Source organism: Brevibacillus sp. NRS-1366 (genome assembly GCF_050467985.1).
In genome coordinates this window covers 1-15,758 of record NZ_JBITPN010000043.1, presented here as the reverse complement: position 1 = coordinate 15,758, position 15,758 = coordinate 1, and the positions used below count along the sequence as shown (strand labels likewise).

22 protein-coding genes are annotated in these 15,758 nt (G+C 33.8%); 4 read left to right on the top strand and 18 right to left on the bottom strand.

The genetic code is table 11. From position 1 onward, the window contains the following. Positions 1 to 43: 43 nt before the first annotated feature. From ACIFQN_RS27480 to ACIFQN_RS27415, 14 genes are all read right to left on the bottom strand, one after another. Positions 44 to 829 carry a hypothetical protein gene (locus ACIFQN_RS27480; protein ID WP_429836228.1) on the bottom strand — a complete coding sequence of 262 codons (786 nt, stop codon included), beginning with the start codon at positions 827 to 829 and terminating at the stop codon, positions 44 to 46. 13 nt (positions 830 to 842) lie between these two features. Further along, the gene (locus tag ACIFQN_RS27475; RefSeq protein WP_429836227.1) at positions 843 to 1,775 is read right to left on the bottom strand and encodes a hypothetical protein; all 933 of its coding nucleotides are present in this window, start codon (positions 1,773 to 1,775) and stop codon (positions 843 to 845) included. Between the two features lie 26 nt (positions 1,776 to 1,801). Next, positions 1,802 to 2,422 (bottom strand): hypothetical protein, encoded by a 621-nt coding sequence (locus ACIFQN_RS27470; protein WP_429836226.1) that lies wholly within the window; start codon positions 2,420 to 2,422, stop codon positions 1,802 to 1,804. Positions 2,423 to 2,455: 33 nt separating this feature from the next. Further along, the gene (locus ACIFQN_RS27465; RefSeq protein WP_429836225.1) at positions 2,456 to 2,821 is read right to left on the bottom strand and encodes a hypothetical protein; all 366 of its coding nucleotides are present in this window, start codon (positions 2,819 to 2,821) and stop codon (positions 2,456 to 2,458) included. Positions 2,822 to 2,888: 67 nt separating this feature from the next. Continuing rightward, complete coding sequence (locus ACIFQN_RS27460) at positions 2,889 to 4,820, bottom strand: hypothetical protein (RefSeq protein WP_429836224.1); 1,932 nt, start codon at positions 4,818 to 4,820, stop codon at positions 2,889 to 2,891. Between the two features lie 152 nt (positions 4,821 to 4,972). Further along, complete coding sequence (locus tag ACIFQN_RS27455; RefSeq protein ID WP_429836223.1) at positions 4,973 to 5,590, bottom strand: bZIP transcription factor; 618 nt, start codon at positions 5,588 to 5,590, stop codon at positions 4,973 to 4,975. Further along, the gene (locus ACIFQN_RS27450; protein WP_429836222.1) at positions 5,587 to 6,189 is read right to left on the bottom strand and encodes a hypothetical protein; all 603 of its coding nucleotides are present in this window, start codon (positions 6,187 to 6,189) and stop codon (positions 5,587 to 5,589) included. Before ACIFQN_RS27450 ends, ACIFQN_RS27455 begins: the two co-directional genes overlap by 4 nt. Positions 6,190 to 6,893: 704 nt before the next feature. Further along, the gene (locus ACIFQN_RS27445) at positions 6,894 to 7,439 is read right to left on the bottom strand and encodes a hypothetical protein (RefSeq protein ID WP_429836221.1); all 546 of its coding nucleotides are present in this window, start codon (positions 7,437 to 7,439) and stop codon (positions 6,894 to 6,896) included. Positions 7,440 to 7,513: 74 nt separating this feature from the next. Next, a complete protein-coding gene (locus ACIFQN_RS27440) occupies positions 7,514 to 8,608 on the bottom strand; it encodes a tyrosine-type recombinase/integrase (RefSeq protein ID WP_429836220.1) in 1,095 nt (364 codons plus the stop codon). 777 nt (positions 8,609 to 9,385) lie between these two features. Beyond that, positions 9,386 to 9,661 carry a hypothetical protein gene (locus ACIFQN_RS27435; protein WP_429836219.1) on the bottom strand — a complete coding sequence of 92 codons (276 nt, stop codon included), beginning with the start codon at positions 9,659 to 9,661 and terminating at the stop codon, positions 9,386 to 9,388. 22 nt (positions 9,662 to 9,683) lie between these two features. Next, positions 9,684 to 10,040 carry a type II toxin-antitoxin system PemK/MazF family toxin gene (locus ACIFQN_RS27430; protein WP_429836218.1) on the bottom strand — a complete coding sequence of 119 codons (357 nt, stop codon included), beginning with the start codon at positions 10,038 to 10,040 and terminating at the stop codon, positions 9,684 to 9,686. Next, entirely contained in the window at positions 10,037 to 10,279 is a 243-nt protein-coding gene (locus ACIFQN_RS27425) for a hypothetical protein (RefSeq protein ID WP_429836217.1), read from the bottom strand. Before ACIFQN_RS27425 ends, ACIFQN_RS27430 begins: the two co-directional genes overlap by 4 nt. A gap of 29 nt (positions 10,280 to 10,308) precedes the next feature. Beyond that, the gene (locus ACIFQN_RS27420) at positions 10,309 to 10,671 is read right to left on the bottom strand and encodes a hypothetical protein (protein ID WP_429836216.1); all 363 of its coding nucleotides are present in this window, start codon (positions 10,669 to 10,671) and stop codon (positions 10,309 to 10,311) included. A 24-nt stretch (positions 10,672 to 10,695) separates the two neighbouring features. Further along, a complete protein-coding gene (locus ACIFQN_RS27415; RefSeq protein WP_429836215.1) occupies positions 10,696 to 10,962 on the bottom strand; it encodes a hypothetical protein in 267 nt (88 codons plus the stop codon). Positions 10,963 to 11,101: 139 nt separating this feature from the next. Here ACIFQN_RS27415 and ACIFQN_RS27410 point away from each other — a divergent pair, with 139 nt between their 5' ends. Further along, complete coding sequence (locus tag ACIFQN_RS27410) at positions 11,102 to 11,314, top strand: helix-turn-helix domain-containing protein (RefSeq protein ID WP_429836214.1); 213 nt, start codon at positions 11,102 to 11,104, stop codon at positions 11,312 to 11,314. Positions 11,315 to 11,366: 52 nt separating this feature from the next. On the opposite strand, the gene ACIFQN_RS27405 is transcribed toward ACIFQN_RS27410, so the two are convergent. The 3 genes from ACIFQN_RS27405 to ACIFQN_RS27395 are packed head-to-tail and all read right to left on the bottom strand — an operon-like array spanning position 11,367 to position 12,518. Beyond that, positions 11,367 to 11,759: a hypothetical protein gene (locus tag ACIFQN_RS27405; protein ID WP_429836213.1), complete on the bottom strand. Its 393-nt coding sequence runs from the start codon at positions 11,757 to 11,759 to the stop codon at positions 11,367 to 11,369. A gap of 21 nt (positions 11,760 to 11,780) precedes the next feature. Continuing rightward, positions 11,781 to 12,212: a hypothetical protein gene (locus tag ACIFQN_RS27400; protein ID WP_429836212.1), complete on the bottom strand. Its 432-nt coding sequence runs from the start codon at positions 12,210 to 12,212 to the stop codon at positions 11,781 to 11,783. Between the two features lie 45 nt (positions 12,213 to 12,257). Continuing rightward, entirely contained in the window at positions 12,258 to 12,518 is a 261-nt protein-coding gene (locus tag ACIFQN_RS27395) for a hypothetical protein (RefSeq protein WP_429836211.1), read from the bottom strand. Positions 12,519 to 12,660: 142 nt separating this feature from the next. On the opposite strand from ACIFQN_RS27395, the gene ACIFQN_RS27390 reads away from it, so the two are divergent. Together ACIFQN_RS27390 and ACIFQN_RS27385 are read left to right on the top strand one after the other, a co-directional pair. Then, positions 12,661 to 12,936: a helix-turn-helix domain-containing protein gene (locus ACIFQN_RS27390; RefSeq protein WP_429836210.1), complete on the top strand. Its 276-nt coding sequence runs from the start codon at positions 12,661 to 12,663 to the stop codon at positions 12,934 to 12,936. 17 nt (positions 12,937 to 12,953) lie between these two features. Beyond that, positions 12,954 to 13,172: a hypothetical protein gene (locus ACIFQN_RS27385; protein ID WP_429836209.1), complete on the top strand. Its 219-nt coding sequence runs from the start codon at positions 12,954 to 12,956 to the stop codon at positions 13,170 to 13,172. Positions 13,173 to 13,239: 67 nt separating this feature from the next. Here the strand turns inward: ACIFQN_RS27385 and ACIFQN_RS27380 are convergent, their stop codons facing one another. Continuing rightward, the gene (locus tag ACIFQN_RS27380; RefSeq protein WP_429836208.1) at positions 13,240 to 13,452 is read right to left on the bottom strand and encodes a DNA-binding protein; all 213 of its coding nucleotides are present in this window, start codon (positions 13,450 to 13,452) and stop codon (positions 13,240 to 13,242) included. Between the two features lie 702 nt (positions 13,453 to 14,154). Here ACIFQN_RS27380 and ACIFQN_RS27375 point away from each other — a divergent pair. Further along, positions 14,155 to 15,735 carry a recombinase family protein gene (locus ACIFQN_RS27375; RefSeq protein ID WP_429836207.1) on the top strand — a complete coding sequence of 527 codons (1,581 nt, stop codon included), beginning with the start codon at positions 14,155 to 14,157 and terminating at the stop codon, positions 15,733 to 15,735. The last annotated feature ends 23 nt before the right edge of the window (positions 15,736 to 15,758 follow it).

Here is a 15,758-nt window from a genome sequence, read left to right as displayed (position 1 = left end):
AATTAGTTTGGGTGACAGTGTTTGTGCTGCCACCCGTTATGTATTACTCACCTTGCTTACTAATTGCATTTCGTTTACGTTGAGGCTTATTTCGTCTACCTTGAATAATATGATTATCTGGCACACTTCTCAGTGAAAAATTGAAGCTCAATAGTTCATTTTCATTATCAGTCATTTGTAACTCTTTAGAAGCCTTTCCAAGATAGCCCCCATTGTAGGCAATAGCTTTCTTTGCCAACTCTTCTTTTCTTGTCCAAATTACACACTTCAGTTCTTCCATTGCCCCCCTAGGACTTAATCCCCCTTCCAATAGTTTATTGGAAATTTGATGCATCCCCTGAAACCTTCCTCTATCAGCATTGGTTAGATCGAGGAAGTCGCCAATCAGCTCCTTGACTTCACAATTAATAATTTTTCCTACCCTATATCGATGTACCAGAACATGTCTTGCAACAAAATATGCAAGTGCCTTTATAAAGCACTCTCTATCTGTATTTGTCTTAATTTTGTTTTTTACTGAAGGATAATCCTTAATTTCCTCATACACATCTTCAGTAATGTCATGTAAGTGAATTAATCTTACTCGTTGCATCTTATATGCCTTGAGAACCTCATCGGTTTTTCTGCTTATTGCAGGAAGTGCCAATTTTCCGCACTTAGGAACATCAAAATATTCAAATATACTTTTTTCATTTGGAAAAGCAAAAACTAGAACTGCACTTTCTTCAATCATTGTGTCAAAACGGTCAATCTTTTGAAAGTTGTCCTCTTCTTCGTTACGTACAATCAATTCCTTGTAGTCTTTAGCCTCTTGATAAATGTTATTCATGATATTCCTCCCTTTACAACGTTGTATATTCAACGTCGATAATATTTTTATTTTGGTTATTATTCATCGCATCATAAGCATTTGAAGCTTCCTTTATGAGTGATTCAAGCATTACAAGATAATCCACACGATAAACTTCAGGCAAATCCAATGGAGGTTGAATAGAAAACATTTTGATCTGGTCAACAAACTCAAGTGATAAATCTTGAAGTTTGCCTTTTCGTTTTAAATACATTCGTGTTTGTGGGGTATATGCCTCCTCATGTCTTACTCTTTCACTTTCTAACTCCCCAACTTGATCTACGTACCTCTGTACTTCTGCATCTTTCTCTTTGCTTTCCCTCTTTAATCTTTCAATCTCCGCATAGTCCGTCTTATCAATCTCAACTGTTTTAATCACTTCCTTCTCAACAATACTTGGTTCTTTATTACGTTCATTTTTAAGTTCATTTTCTAGTTGTTTAACTTTCAATTCAGCAGATTGACGTTCTCGTTGTTCATTTGCAGCCTTTTGTTGAGCTTCTTTGAGTGCTTTTTCTACTTCTTGTAATTCCTTAACTGTCATTTCTTCAACTGTTTTCTGTTCGCCAGTCGATGGTACCAAACTCTGTTCAGTAAGAATTTTATTTCTGATTTGTTCTTCTGTTCTTGCTAACAGAAGTGATTTTTTGTGTCCTAATTGCCGACTCAGGTCGGCAAATTCTTCTTCATTTGAGAAGGTGGTGGCTATTTGAATTCGTTGATCCATAAAATCGCGTCTTACTTTCCAAACCATTTCACAATAATCATCAAATCTTGAGTACCCAAGTTGTTTATAATATCTTTCATCACGAATCTTCTTTACTTCCATGATGAATTTATAACCATATTGCTCTGCTACTCTGAAATACCCAATTGCCTTTTCATGTGTCTCCTTAGCTTGAACTTCTGTTGATAATTGACTCACATTTATCCTCCGTATATTTTTATTTGTTATTGTAGATATTGTCCTCTGATTTTGTCTAATAAGCTTTCAACACTTTCCTCATCACTCTTCGGAATTTTAATTCCTAAATTATTCGCAAGTAATCTGATGAAGACATAACTACTGTTGTAATATTCGCGGGTTAGTTCATTAAGTTTGTTGAAATTCTCCATTAGAGAACGATATGATGCTTGTACTACAATATCAGATGATAAAAACTCAGGGTACATGTTCAATTGATTAGAGATTGTGTTGAACATTTCTTTATGTCTTTCTCCCTCAATGATTACCTCTTTTAACATTTCACCCATCCGGCGTTTTTCTTCTTCCTGTTTAGTTCTGTTCGCATTTTCTTCTTCAATTTCTTTCTTAATTTGTTGGTAATATTCTTCTAACTCTTCTCTCCCATTTGGAACTGCTTCTTCATAATCACTTACAAATAAATTTAAGAAGCTCTGCAATTCTTGTTGGCTAAACCAAGTGCAGTATTTATCATTTTCCATCAGATTTCGTATATGTATATATAGTTCTCCGCTCTGATCATCTGTAGTAATCCAATCTTGTACGATGTCCCAAACCAATTTCTTCTTTTCATCACTCAGGGAAAGAATATCTTGAAAATTAACCAATGCAAAAACCTCCATTTTTTATCTCTGTTATTTTTATTTATTATACTCCAACAACTGCCTAATCACTCCAGTATCCTTCACTAAGTTCTCTTGATATGCCATACTGTTCTGAATAACTTGCTGAGAAATACCCATTGATCGCTCATTCACTTGTAATGCTTGGTCAATGATTGCCATTTCACCCTTTAGCTTTCTTCTTTCAATCAATAAGTCTTGTTGGTGTTTCAAAATTCTGTAGCCTTGAGATGCGTTAAATGTAGTGATAGTTAGTTCATGCTGAATATGATTGATCTTCTTAGTGATGTCTGAAACCTGTTCATTCAGTAGTTCCTTCTGGAGCTCAAGTTCATATGTAATCTGATTAAGCCCATTTGTAACTATGTCTCTTGCAATACACACACTTTTTTTCACCTCCTTTTGGCTGGTAAGGTTAGAATAACATGATTGATTTTTGAATACAATACTTTTATTCATTATTTTTATTTAATATATTGTAAATGATAAAAGGAGTCTTTCTTTCTTCAATATCTTCTATACTAATCTGTAGATGCACCCTTAGGTCTTTATTTAATCTAGTCCGCTGAAGATCATACTTATCCAATAGTTCTGCAAGTATTCTTTTCATTTGGATTCCTGTAAATTTCTCAGAAACATTATGCTGTACATTTGAAATTATATCTGATTCTCTAGCCCATCCTCGTTCAGAGATGAATTTCATTGTGACTTGCTCAATCTTTGAAGTTAAATTCTCGCTTAAATCACTCAGTGACTTACCTTCAAGCTGTGGAAATACCTTATTTGCTACCTCTTCCCCCTCGCCCCTCCTAAACATCTCCCATGACATACCTTTCATTGTATACCCAAGAGATTTGAATAGAGATGCCTGTTTCTCTCCAGAAGTAAGAACATGTGTTGTATAAGATGGAATTGAATAAAAGCCTACTAAGAACTTTTTACGATTTTTTGATTGCTGTCGTTTTGCTTCTCTCCATAAAAATTCTGGTACGTCTTTGCGTCCGAGTTTATTAATCAAATCTAAGTAAGCAAAGATAGCTAACTTATCCTTAACCTTATTTTTTGATTTATTGAATTTTGACGCAATCATGTCCATACTTTTAAAGAATGCCGAATTCCCATTTGTATCAATAAAATTTTCCGTTGTTATGTGTTGTTTAGCAATTTCATGGAAAACAATTAAATCAGGTATGTGATCTCGAATCCGTTTATGTAACGTGGGATAGAATGTTGGGAATGTATCATCTAAAAGGGTATCAATATTTTCATCCAAAATTGCTTTCTGATCCTTTTGCCATTGGGATTCCTCAAATTCAACTCTGTATACCTTTCTTAAAAACTGATAAATTTTAGGTCTATTATACTTGGGCAATAGTAGTTCTGTACATTCAATTATTGAACCTTTCACTCCACATTTATCACTACCACAAATGTAAATGTGATGACCAGTATCTTCATTAGTCACTATGCTCGCGCTTGGCTTATTGTCATTGTGGAATATACAATGAAATGAACTTGTAGATGATTCTATGCCTAAATATTGTCTCAAGTCTTGTTTCTTTAGGTATTCCTTAAGGTCATCTTTATTGTTTATCTTGATATTTTGTGGTGGAATCTTTAATCTAAAATGTAAGTCTGATATCCTCTTATTCGATATGAGTGTGGTATTTGGTTGCTGTGTGTTATGGGGGTTACTATAATCAGTAAATAAAACCCTACTTCTTATTGTAACCCCCATAATATTTTCATTAATTTTATATTCATAATCCCTCTCTCTATTACTACTTTCTTTTTTTACGACATTATCATAGTAATTAATTAAGTCATTTGTACTGATTTTCTTCGTGTAATCCAGTTTATATAGTTGTTTTCCTCCATAGAAGAGTCTAGAGCGTTCAAAGCATTTTTCATCAGCATCACTATACTGATGTTTAAGAGATTGCAGTATTTTGTCAATCTCACTTGCATTTGTAACTACTCTATCCAATACCATCACAACTCGAAACTTTGGGTGATCTTTCTTAGAATTGAATGTTGAGTAAATAAATGTGGCCTTATCCTTGAATTGTAGTTGAGCTTCTTCAATTGTTCTGGTCACATGCTTTACTGTGACGGTGTTACCATTTTCATCCTTTGTGGTGATTTCATTATCAAAGTCTAAACAGATTAATTCTTGTGATGTCCAACATTCCTTAGAACGCTTAATCTCATTGTTTGAATTTGATGTATTGAGATAACCTGCACAGAATGTCTTTCCTAGTATTATCTCTTGTGCTAATTGATTGATTGAAATATCCACTGGATGCTGTGCGATCTCATCATTAATTGTCCAAGGATTTGTTGGCTTTGATGGGTATGTTTTAGGGTGTAGCATTAATTTCATTACATCTCTCCTTTTCATCTTATCAACTACAAAATGAATGTAACATAAAAACAATTAAATTTCAATTATTTTTATTTAATAAACTTGAACAACTTTGTCCCCTCTATAAAGAAAGACCTGTGACAAAAGCCACAAGTCCCTAGTCTATTCCATTATTCTTCTGTAGCTGCTGTTTCTTTTACCTGCTCACTATCATTCAATCGTTTCATCAACTTTTCATTTTCTTCAGATAAAGCGTTGAGCCTCTTTTCCATCTCGTCTATGAGTTCGGCTTGTCTGTTAATTAATTGCTTCATTTCCTCCGTACCCTTTTCAGTTATTGAAACAAATGTATTTGAGATTTTTTTGACATAATCACGAAATGCATTATTGGATCTCTTCCCAATTAGACTAATTGAAATACCCAAACTCACTAGAGTAGCCGTATTTCCAAATTTACCCAATGTTTCTTGGCTTAAATTAACGAAAGCAGGGTTAAATGGGAGAAAAACCATACACATTGCTGCCAAAATAAACATGCTAAGTGATACTGTTTCTTCATCAGGCAGTGATTTTCCAAACAGCTTTTTACCTTCCCATCTTTTTGATGGATTTGTCTCTGATAATGAAACAAATAGTGCTGTAAGAGATAGACATGTTAAATAAATCGGGTCTACGTGATAATCAAAAAACAAAATCCCGATACCAAGCATGATGTAAGACCAACCAATAAATGAGATAAAGGCGTTACCCTTGAATTGTTCCATTGAATTACTGTCTTTTTCGCTCATTCCCTTCCCCCTATTCCCTCTATTAAATCCCAAGCTTCTTTATATTTGTCAAATTTACTACTCTTTGATATTGGCCTGAGACTGATTGTTTGCACATTATCACCGATAACATTAGATGGAATAACCCAAAAATAGGATTCAACGTCCTTTAATAATACAAAGATAATAAAGTCAGTAATGAGTCTGTGAAGTTTTTTATATCTACTGTTAGGTAAAACAATTCTTGTTGCTGATTCTTTGACATTGTTACTCATCTGTGTTGTTAGAACGAATCTGGAGAACCCTCCTCTTGATACATTCCCTGTAGAAATCACTTCTATTTTTACATTCCCATTAACCAATAGGTCATACTCTGCAATTTTGTTAGTTTCTTTTGTATTTATTACTTGATAACCAAGCTCCAATAATTTATCAGTAACAAGCTGAAGTGCTTTGTCACGATTTGTCTCTCTTGAACTTATTTTGAATTTCTTTCTAAGGTGAACAACAGCAGTTCTATCTGCCCCATATAATGTAGCGATTTCAAGATCGGTTAAGTTTTCTTCATGGTACATTCTATTTAGCGTTTCTCTGTCTAGGGATTTAAGCTTATGCTTCAAATTTCATCACTTCCAAGAGTTTGATACGTCATATGCCAATTCAAAATATTGTATCACAATTAGGCCATATGGATTAGGGGTGAATATCAAGTAGTAAAGTTATATTTGTTTATTTTTTTATACATTATTATGTGTTGTATTGTTCGATATAATGCCTTCATCGGATAAATGCAGTAGGAACATGGCTTGTGTATTGATTTCGTTGTCATTTACCTAGAATTAATGGAATGTTGATGTGATTTATTGGAGGAATGTAATACGGCTTAAAACGTTGAGGCTAAAGCGAATTGTCGATACATGTATCGATAGCAAATTCGATGGAAATTGTAAACATGTAACGGAACTGATTTATAAGTTGGGTATGTGGGATGAAGAGATCATCGAACATTTGTTCCTGTATTTAAGTTTATAAATGTAAAATATCCCCCCCTCCAGAACCCTTATAAATAGCGGTTTAATGTGTCAATAATCCTTGTTATGACAACACCGCTATAAACACAGGAACGTTTGTTTCTATTTTATATTACTTTTAGTAAGTTAATAACATAAAGCTGAATACTTATTTTTTTAAAGTAATGAGGAGTTATTAATAGATTACACATGTAGTCACTAATTTATCGAATAGGGTAACAGTGATTGCTTGTTGGAAGATATCTATCCTACTATTCACCACATCACTATCACCCTATCACTTTACTCATTACCTAATAAGCTGTCACAATGGAAAATGGTTCAACAATCACACTAACCTGATTACCATATATGTCCTTAACATGTACAGTAATCAACAATCTTCCATCACTATTGGGGTCTAGTATTATATCATTAAAAAATACTTCAGTATCTTCTTCCCTTGCAATACTTAGTGATAGTTCTTTTGTGATAATACTACCAACAGAAACATTAAATGATTTATTCTCACCTTTTGATAACTCAGGTTGAAGATACTTTTTACTATTCAATCCTTTGTTTTCCACTTCAATTATGATTTCTTTAACAGCAGTAGCAACCTTTCCAACATTGTAAATGTCAATAACCAATTGTATGTTTAATATATTCGCGTTTGTATGTTCGCATCTAATTGCCGTATGTATTCCTTCTTCATTGTAATATTTATTATAGTACTCGAACTTACCATTAGACGTTTCAGCTTTCATCTTTGGTCTATTGGTTAACCAGTCTTTAAGTAAACTTAACCCAAAACCTACAATAACACCAATAAGTGATACAAATGGAATTATGCCAGACATGATGAGCTCCTTTTGTTTACAATATTCCAAAGTATACCATAAAAAGAAAAGCCATCTCATCACAGTGAGTGGCTTTAGAATAGATTTGCTGTGTATTCATTCATGATTGCTCTTCTGATTTGTATATCACACTTATTAATCAACTCAATTAGCTCATCCTTACTCAGATCATGTAATGGATCTGTCGTAAACTCACTATCCATAATTACACCAGCATACTTTGAATAATCCTTTTCTTGTTGGTCAATGTAGAAGTCATTAGTCGTTTTAAAGTCTTTATGGTGAGCTTGCTTTTGCATGTCTAATACTGAACCACCATTTAATCTGACCATATTAATCCCAAAGCCTTTAAATGAATGAAACCTAATATTTCGTTCATCTGGTATCCCTAATAACTTGGCAATTCTATTCACCATTCGAGCAACAGCAGTTGTACTAATAGGAAAGATTACGTCCTCTTTAGCATTAAAGTTACTCTTTCTCCATACAGCTAATGCGCTTTGATATTCTTCGTTTTCTTTCATCGCGATAAGCTTCTTGAAGAATACATCAAGAATTGGCTTTACGTCCTCTTCTTGTCCCTTATCAACTACACTTATCAACCAAACATCACCATTATCTTTCTTTATATCGCTCCACTTTAACGATAGTAGAGCGCTTAAACGAATAGATGTACGTCCAGCCAATCCAATCAACATTGATTTCATATATCCATTATCTAATTCCAATGCCTTTGATTCAAACAACCTAAATTCATTTTCTTTAAGTTGTCCTGTTTTTTCCCGTTTTACATTTTTTAAGTTATTAAATGAAAATGCGTCTTGATCTATAAACTCTCTATACTTGTTGCCAATTAAGAAATCAAACAATGACCTAACTGATTCAATAAAACGATTGATAGAAGCTGCCTTGTATTTTGGTTCTCCATTCTCTTTGACTAATCCAGCTAAGTAACTTCTATATCTCAACACATCTTCCTGAATGAAACCTAAGTCATCAGTAGTCAACTCATGCAATTCTTTACCTTTCATAAAACTGAAGAAATTCCTAATATCTTTTTCATAGGCCATTTTTGTGTTTATGCTATCGCTTCCCTTATAGTCCAAAAATGTTTCAATGGATTTATAAACACTTCTTACATTAAGTAATTGAGTTGCTGGTTGAGTCATTTGACTTACCTCCATTCATTCCCTGTGTTTATATTTATATTATAGCAATATTTGGTATGTAAGTCAAATGATTAAATGGTATATTTGTTATTTTTATTCTATATGATTTTCTTCTTAGAGTTTCCCTCGCTCTATAGCCTTAATGTAATCGCTGAATTCTCACCATTGCCAAGTTTATTAAATAAAAATAACAAATAATAATTGTGATACTCAATGAGTAGTGATATAATATAATCAAGGGAGAGGGAAAGGGGTGAGACAAATGCACTACCTTGATTTCATAGTCAAGTACATCATCCCTATTAGTTCCTTCCTTCTAGCAATACTTGCATACATAAGCAACGAGATTAGAGCTAGAAAGAAAGAACTAGAAAGTCAGCGTGAACATCCAGACAAAACAAATGGTGGAATTCCTCCACGAAAGGAAACCCACCACAAACGCTGAATCACTCAGGGAGCGCTAACACAGGCTCCCATTCCCTTACCTTTATTATAGTCATTTACAAACGTTTATACAACTCAATTCCCTATTGGAAAGGAGATTTCTAATATGAACAATGCATTTACATTTATTTTCGTTTTAATTATATCTTCTGGCTATTTAACTTTGCATTTTGACAACAATGATTCATCTATTATCTTTATGAAAGCATTATGTGGATTGGCTATTGTCATTTCTGTCATTGGACTCTTTAGGCACAGAAAGCAATCAAAATGAAAACTTACTACCCCTTTCGAATAGCGTTTTAACACTCCATTCACAAACAAAAAACCAGCTTACGCTGGCATCATGTTGCTTTCAATATTGATCTTTATGTATCTCAATCCATCATATAATGTGCTTGAAACAGCCTTTACTATTCCCTCTTTTACCTTTATCAACCCTTCATAAATGTAGCCACATCCAGCCATCATGTCGTATAGGTCATCTACACTTGCAATTTCATAATCAGGATCAATTAATTTTGCTTCTTGTTCAGATTCAACTAAATCCCAATTGCATGTATTTGCATCCTCGTTATGATTGTACTGAACGATGTAGATTGTTTTCATATTCAATCTCTCCTTTATAAATTTATGAATGTATACCAATCAATCCAAGGCTAATTTGCATTGCCTTATCAACTTTCCCCATCGTTTCATCATGTAAAGTGGTTGCCTTCCATTTAAGACGCTGTTTGTCTATGGTACGTAATTGCTCAGTCAAAATCACAGATGATTTTTTAATTGGATATTCTTCACTTGAAATGGGAACGTGCGTTGGTAGTTTCGCTTTATGAATTTGACTCGTGATTGCAGCAACAATAACAGTTGGGCTAAATTGATTGCCGATATCATTCTGAATAATGGCTACTAAGCGTTCACCTCCTTGCTCAGAGCCAACTACTGGCGACAGGTCGGCATAGAATATATCACCACGTCTAATATTCAAGTTTTTGACAACTCCTTGATTTGTTTATATGCATTAACTAACGCTCTCATTTGAACAACATCATTGCTGATAAGACCTAAATGGTATTCTTCAAATGGTACATTGGGAATTAGTTCATTGAGTCTATCTAGGAAACTTTCTTCATGTCCAAGTGGATTTATTTTTTGGAAACTATGTGTGTATATTTGAAACCATTTATCGTAGTACTGTAGTTGCTCAGTTTTATCAATTATGTGCATTCTTCAATCCTCCCTTGGGGAAGGTGGCATTAAGCCACCATTTCCTCTGTATTATTTAAGATTGCATCAATTTCATCCCAAACATGATCCATGTTTACTTTAGCAGTTTCGAAGTATTTTGGAGCCAAGTTGTATGTGAGTTGAATCATATCCTTTAAACTCATTTGCTTTAACTCTTCGGTAATTCGATTCAGGCCAGTTTGTAGGATATGTATATAGGTAGCTGCTTCTTCCAAAGCATCGAACATGATTCTTTCAACAGTGTCAGCAGTTTTCATTTCGTTGTGTCTGATGTTGTCTAGTGCTAAGATGTAACCGCGATATCCTTTCTTGCTGTCCATTTGACCGATTGCCATTTCCATTACTTGATTCAGAACCATTTTGTTTACCATTTGAATTCCTCCCATATATTTTTATTAGTTTTTGATTGCTTTGCCTTCTGTATATCTCAATACTTTTGGTTCCTTATTAAACAATTCAACTAGGGCAATTCTTAGTTCATCTTGAGGATTGTCTAAGTATTCACGACCGTTATCAGACCAGTAAATGATGCAGTTTACTCTCCAACCTTCGTTGACACTATTTTCAATGTAGGTGCGGTATTGAACACCTTCATGTTTGAAATCAAAGATTAGGTTTGATTCGTGCGCCGTTTTGATTTGAAGGCTGTTGAGCTTGTTCATTTACTATTCCTCCTTAGTTTTTGTTGTTCTGTTTTCTTCTTAATTACATTATACGATATCGTATATTGAATTGTAAAGACCTTTTGCAAAAAAATATTCGATATCGTATAATTATTTAAATTGGAGGGTGATTAACTTTATGAACTTACAAATCAAGCCGCGCTTAAACGAGATTCTCACAGAACGTGGAATGACTCAAAAGCAATTATCCGAATTGTCAGGTGTCCCACAAGGAAGCATTTCACGTTTTGATAAAAATTCACGTCACGAAGATATTCATTTGTTTTCTATTGCTAAAGCTCTAGGAATAAGTGTGGAAAGCCTTTTTGAAATAGTAGTTATTACAGAATAGCGTAAAGGTTCCGACATAATTTAATTCAATAATTTAACATGATACGGCTTTGTTATTCATCATAGCCGTATTCGTTCATTCCTTCATTGCAGAATGCTACATAATCCGTGATCCACTGTTCGTATGTCTTTTCAAATACCTCTTCTGTCATAAAGGAATCGTATTCTTCGCACGCTTCTCGCTCTTTAATCAGCACACTAAATTCATTAAACAAAGAGCGAACCAGTTTGTTATAGATATAGCTAGGTAAACCATCTACAAAGTTAATTTTATTTTTGCCTACATGTGGAACAAACGTTTTGATTTCCAAATCATAATCATCATTGTAGCCAATCACCACTAAATGAAAGATGTTGTTACATTTCATGTTTAGAACTTGAAAATCCTTATATCCTGCATATGTCTCATACCATTCAAATTTTACGCTTTCTTTAATGGTAACCATTTATTCATTCCTCCAATATTTTTAGTTATGCAAGTAGTATTCATTTACTTCTTTGTAATATCCCATGACGATAGCTTTAGCGACTTCTAACGAATAATCCTTACTGTCATTCGTATATCCACCATCAAATGCACCAATTGCTATCATTGTTTGATGTACAGGAACGAGAATATCTAATGGTTGTTTTGCCTTCTTTGCTTTTGCTGCAATTTCTGGATTGAAATCTATGACCTCTTGTGCATACATGGCACATTCTTTCAATTGAGGATTCTTGTAATTTTTGAAATGTCTTGTTTTCAATGTGTTATGGACAAGAGTTTTAATTCTAGATTGTGTACTTTCATCAAGGTCTTTCAAAGTTATTGATTTCACTTCTTCTTTTATTTCAGCTTTTGTTAAAGTTGCATAGTCTTTTTCGTCAATTTCAATTTCAACCGTCACTTTTACTTTCATATGTATTACCTCCGATATATTTTTAATTTGTTTATTGAAATCTGATTAACACTGTTCCTGTATCATTTGCTTAATTTCATCTGGCAGGGTATCTTTGCATTCATTCAAAGCCCAAAGGCCTGCTTTGATATTAAAGAAATGCTTTTCGTTTTGAACGATTCTACGAATGGTCGCTTCAGGAGTTTTCGTGTTCCATGTCACTCCCTCAACCAAAGGAACTGCTGTGTACAACTCCTTTAGAGTTGAGTAACCACCATTTTGTTTCATTGCTTCAATAACCGCTTGAGTTTGTGTGAACTTTTTCATTATGTATTACCTCCCGTTTTGTTAATACGTTTTTCGTATTACCTTATGACCTAATAATACACCTATACGTTTTTCGTGTCAATGCATTTTCTATACTATTTTCGTATTGTTTTTTGTGGTAAAATCAATGGGAGGTGATTAAGTGAAAGAAGCAAACAAAACAAAGGAAGAGAAACGAAAATCTATATACAGTGTACAAATTAGATTAGACCAGCTCATTCAAGGAAAAATGTCACAACAAGAACTATCTAGAAAAACGGGGATTAGACAACCTTCTATAAGTGAGATGTGCCGAAACGAATCAAAGCATATTCCGTTAGAGAATTTGGCATTACTCTGTGAAGAATTACAATGTAATATAAGCGACCTTTTAATCTTAGTTGATGAAAATGGGAAAGAATTAACGATTTCTAATTGAACAGGAGGACAAACCAATTGGATAAACTCGACCTCATTCTTGGCAAGCTAGAGGAAATACAAAAGTCACACGAGTTGTTTGATATTAAATTGAACACGATTGAACAAAAACTAGACATAATCAAAGAGCAAACAGCGAATAACACTGAGTACCAATTCGATATTAAAGAAATTGGAATCAAAGTTAACGATCTAGAAACAGATATCAAGTTATTGAAAAAGGCTATTACCAACTAATAAGCAACACAAAAAAGCCTACTCTTCCATATTGGTTAAGTAGGCTTTTTGAAAAACAATCATTCATTTATGTTTGTCTTCTCACCTTGATTTTCTCAACATCGTAACGGAAAAATAATCTTGTCGTTTTCTCTTCTTTGAATGGTTTAATCTGATTTTCTCCAATTAGATACTTTAAACCAGCACGACTAACTCCCAGATATTCAATTACCTCAGTTGATGTCATAACAGAGTCTTTTATATATCTCTCTAATTCTTCTTTGCTGTTGAATGTGTACATGTTATTCAACCTCTTCTACGGGCTTTCACAGCTTGAATAAGAGCAGCGACTGATACCACCAAGGCAATTATGCTTATAACTGTAGCAAGGGTGTCCATAAGTCCCAGTCTCCTTTGAACGTATTGTCGTTGACTATAGTGAATGACGAGGGTATGATTGACATATAATGATGGTAGAGGAAGGGAGTTTTAACTCCCCAACCTCCTTTGTGACCTGACCCTTTCCGTGTGCGATACGGAGGGGTCTTACTTTTTTCTGGCATTCCGTTTTGCGGTCTGCCAATTAATAATCGCTGTGAGTAGATTAACTAATCCTGCGATTATTAGCAAAGTAGCCGTTACCACCATTATTTCCTCCTTCCCCTAAATGGTAGGTATGGAAATCATACCCTCAAGTAGATTGTAGCAAATTAGTTAACTGTAGTAAAGTGATTCTTAGATATTTTGCTTGAGTATTGTACCATTGACACACTGGTACATTTTGGATAGATTTATTTATGCATCAACTTTCTTGCTACGCTCCCCCGTTGAGAACACCTACTCAAAACGGGGGAGTTTGTTTGTGTTAAAGTACTATATTTTATAAATTCAATCAAGATAATGTATTATCATGATTAGGAAAGTTCGATTAAAGTCTATTTTTGGTTGAGTATATAAACTATGACGAAGTATAATGAAGTAAACTAAAATGAGGTGGTGCCAAATGAAATCTGAGTACAAAATAACCAACATAATTAATTACCTTCGAAAATCACGACAAGATATAGAAAGAGAAAGAAAAACAGGTGAAGATACTCTTTCTGAGCAAAAAAAGCTGATGGAAAGAATATTGGATGATATGGGAATCCCTTATGAACAGAGATTAGAGATTGGATCAGGAGACCAAATTTCAACCAGACCAATTTTTCAATCAGTCATCGAAGATTTAAAAAATAAGAAGTACGATGCAATTGCTGTAAAAGAAATCTCCCGATTGGGACGTGGCTCTTATACTGATATGGGTATTATTTATGATTTACTTAGGCAAAACAGGATTTATATCATAACACCTTGGAAAATTTATGATCCTAATAACAATTCTGATGCTAGGCAGATTCGGTTTGAACTGTTTCTTTCTAGGGAAGAATTTGAAACCACAAAGGAAAGGCTTATTGGCTCAAGATACAATTATGCCATGGAAGGTAAATGGGTCGCGGGATCTACTCCGTTCGGATATAACTATAATCAGAACACACAACGCCTTGAAGAAAGTGAAGAAGAAGCAAAGATAGTTCGCCTTATTTTTAATTTATATGTTAACGGTATAGAAGGTAAGGAGGTTAGTTTTAGAGCAATTTCAACTTACTTGAGGAGAATAGGAATAAAAACACCAAAAGGGAAGACAGAATGGCGTGCAACACAAGTAAGGCAGTTAATTGAAAATCCTGTATATATTGGACAGGTTAGATTTAGAATTACTGAAAGAGTTAATGGTAAAGTTGTGAAGCGTCCCAAAGAAGAACAGATAATTGTGGATGACGCTCACAAACCAATTATTGACCTAACTACTTGGAACAAGTCTATGATTAAGATTCAAAATAAGACATTACCTAAAACGAAACTAGATTTTTCCCCTTGTGAGTTAGCCAGCCTGATAGTGTGTAAAAAATGTAGAAGAAAAATGGTTCGACAATATTCTGTTCAGAATTACAAAAGGAAAGATGGAGAAATCAGTAAATATCATAAAGAATTTCTTTGGTGTACAACCTCTGCTTGCACTTTTGTTAAATACAGGGATGTAGAAAGTACAATTATTAGCTACTTAGAACATTTAACAATTTTGGATGACAATAAGTTGCATAATGAGATTCTTAATGGGTTAGTATCGGAAGATGAATTTGATTATGATGAAGTAAGAAAATCTATTGAACAAAGAAAAAGGGAATTACAAAATCGATTAAAGTTTGTTTTTGAAAAATATGAATCTGGAATTTATAGTGACACAGATTTTATTGAAAGAAAATCAGCAATAGAAAAAGAAATGTCTGAGTTAGAATTAGTAAATGTAAACACCAATGATTCAATTGAAATTGAAAAAATTGATGTGGGGCAAATCAAAGGGAATATTAATTCTGTATTGACCGCTTACAATGCCTTAGAGAATAAAACTAGGAAAAATACATTACTAAGAGCAGTTTTTGATTATATAGATTTGGAGGTAATCGAAAAAGGAAGAGGAGCAAAACCTACAAGATTTGAGTTAACACCAATCTTGAAAGCAGATTTATTCAGGAATGTTTTTTAGTAATATGAGTATATAACGCGTTC

Coding starts and splice junctions, on each gene's coding strand:
- ACIFQN_RS27480 (WP_429836228.1), bottom strand. CDS start 829: ATGAATAACATTTATCAAGAGGCTAAAGACTACAAGGAATTGATTGTA.
- ACIFQN_RS27460 (WP_429836224.1), bottom strand. CDS start 4,820: ATGAAATTAATGCTACACCCTAAAACATACCCATCAAAGCCAACAAAT.
- ACIFQN_RS27455 (WP_429836223.1), bottom strand. CDS start 5,590: ATGAGCGAAAAAGACAGTAATTCAATGGAACAATTCAAGGGTAACGCC.
- ACIFQN_RS27445 (WP_429836221.1), bottom strand. CDS start 7,439: ATGTCTGGCATAATTCCATTTGTATCACTTATTGGTGTTATTGTAGGT.
- ACIFQN_RS27440 (WP_429836220.1), bottom strand. CDS start 8,608: ATGACTCAACCAGCAACTCAATTACTTAATGTAAGAAGTGTTTATAAA.
- ACIFQN_RS27435 (WP_429836219.1), bottom strand. CDS start 9,661: ATGAAAACAATCTACATCGTTCAGTACAATCATAACGAGGATGCAAAT.
- ACIFQN_RS27425 (WP_429836217.1), bottom strand. CDS start 10,279: ATGCACATAATTGATAAAACTGAGCAACTACAGTACTACGATAAATGG.
- ACIFQN_RS27420 (WP_429836216.1), bottom strand. CDS start 10,671: ATGGTAAACAAAATGGTTCTGAATCAAGTAATGGAAATGGCAATCGGT.
- ACIFQN_RS27415 (WP_429836215.1), bottom strand. CDS start 10,962: ATGAACAAGCTCAACAGCCTTCAAATCAAAACGGCGCACGAATCAAAC.
- ACIFQN_RS27410 (WP_429836214.1), top strand. CDS start 11,102: ATGAACTTACAAATCAAGCCGCGCTTAAACGAGATTCTCACAGAACGT.
- ACIFQN_RS27405 (WP_429836213.1), bottom strand. CDS start 11,759: ATGGTTACCATTAAAGAAAGCGTAAAATTTGAATGGTATGAGACATAT.
- ACIFQN_RS27400 (WP_429836212.1), bottom strand. CDS start 12,212: ATGAAAGTAAAAGTGACGGTTGAAATTGAAATTGACGAAAAAGACTAT.
- ACIFQN_RS27395 (WP_429836211.1), bottom strand. CDS start 12,518: ATGAAAAAGTTCACACAAACTCAAGCGGTTATTGAAGCAATGAAACAA.
- ACIFQN_RS27380 (WP_429836208.1), bottom strand. CDS start 13,452: ATGTACACATTCAACAGCAAAGAAGAATTAGAGAGATATATAAAAGAC.
- ACIFQN_RS27375 (WP_429836207.1), top strand. CDS start 14,155: ATGAAATCTGAGTACAAAATAACCAACATAATTAATTACCTTCGAAAA.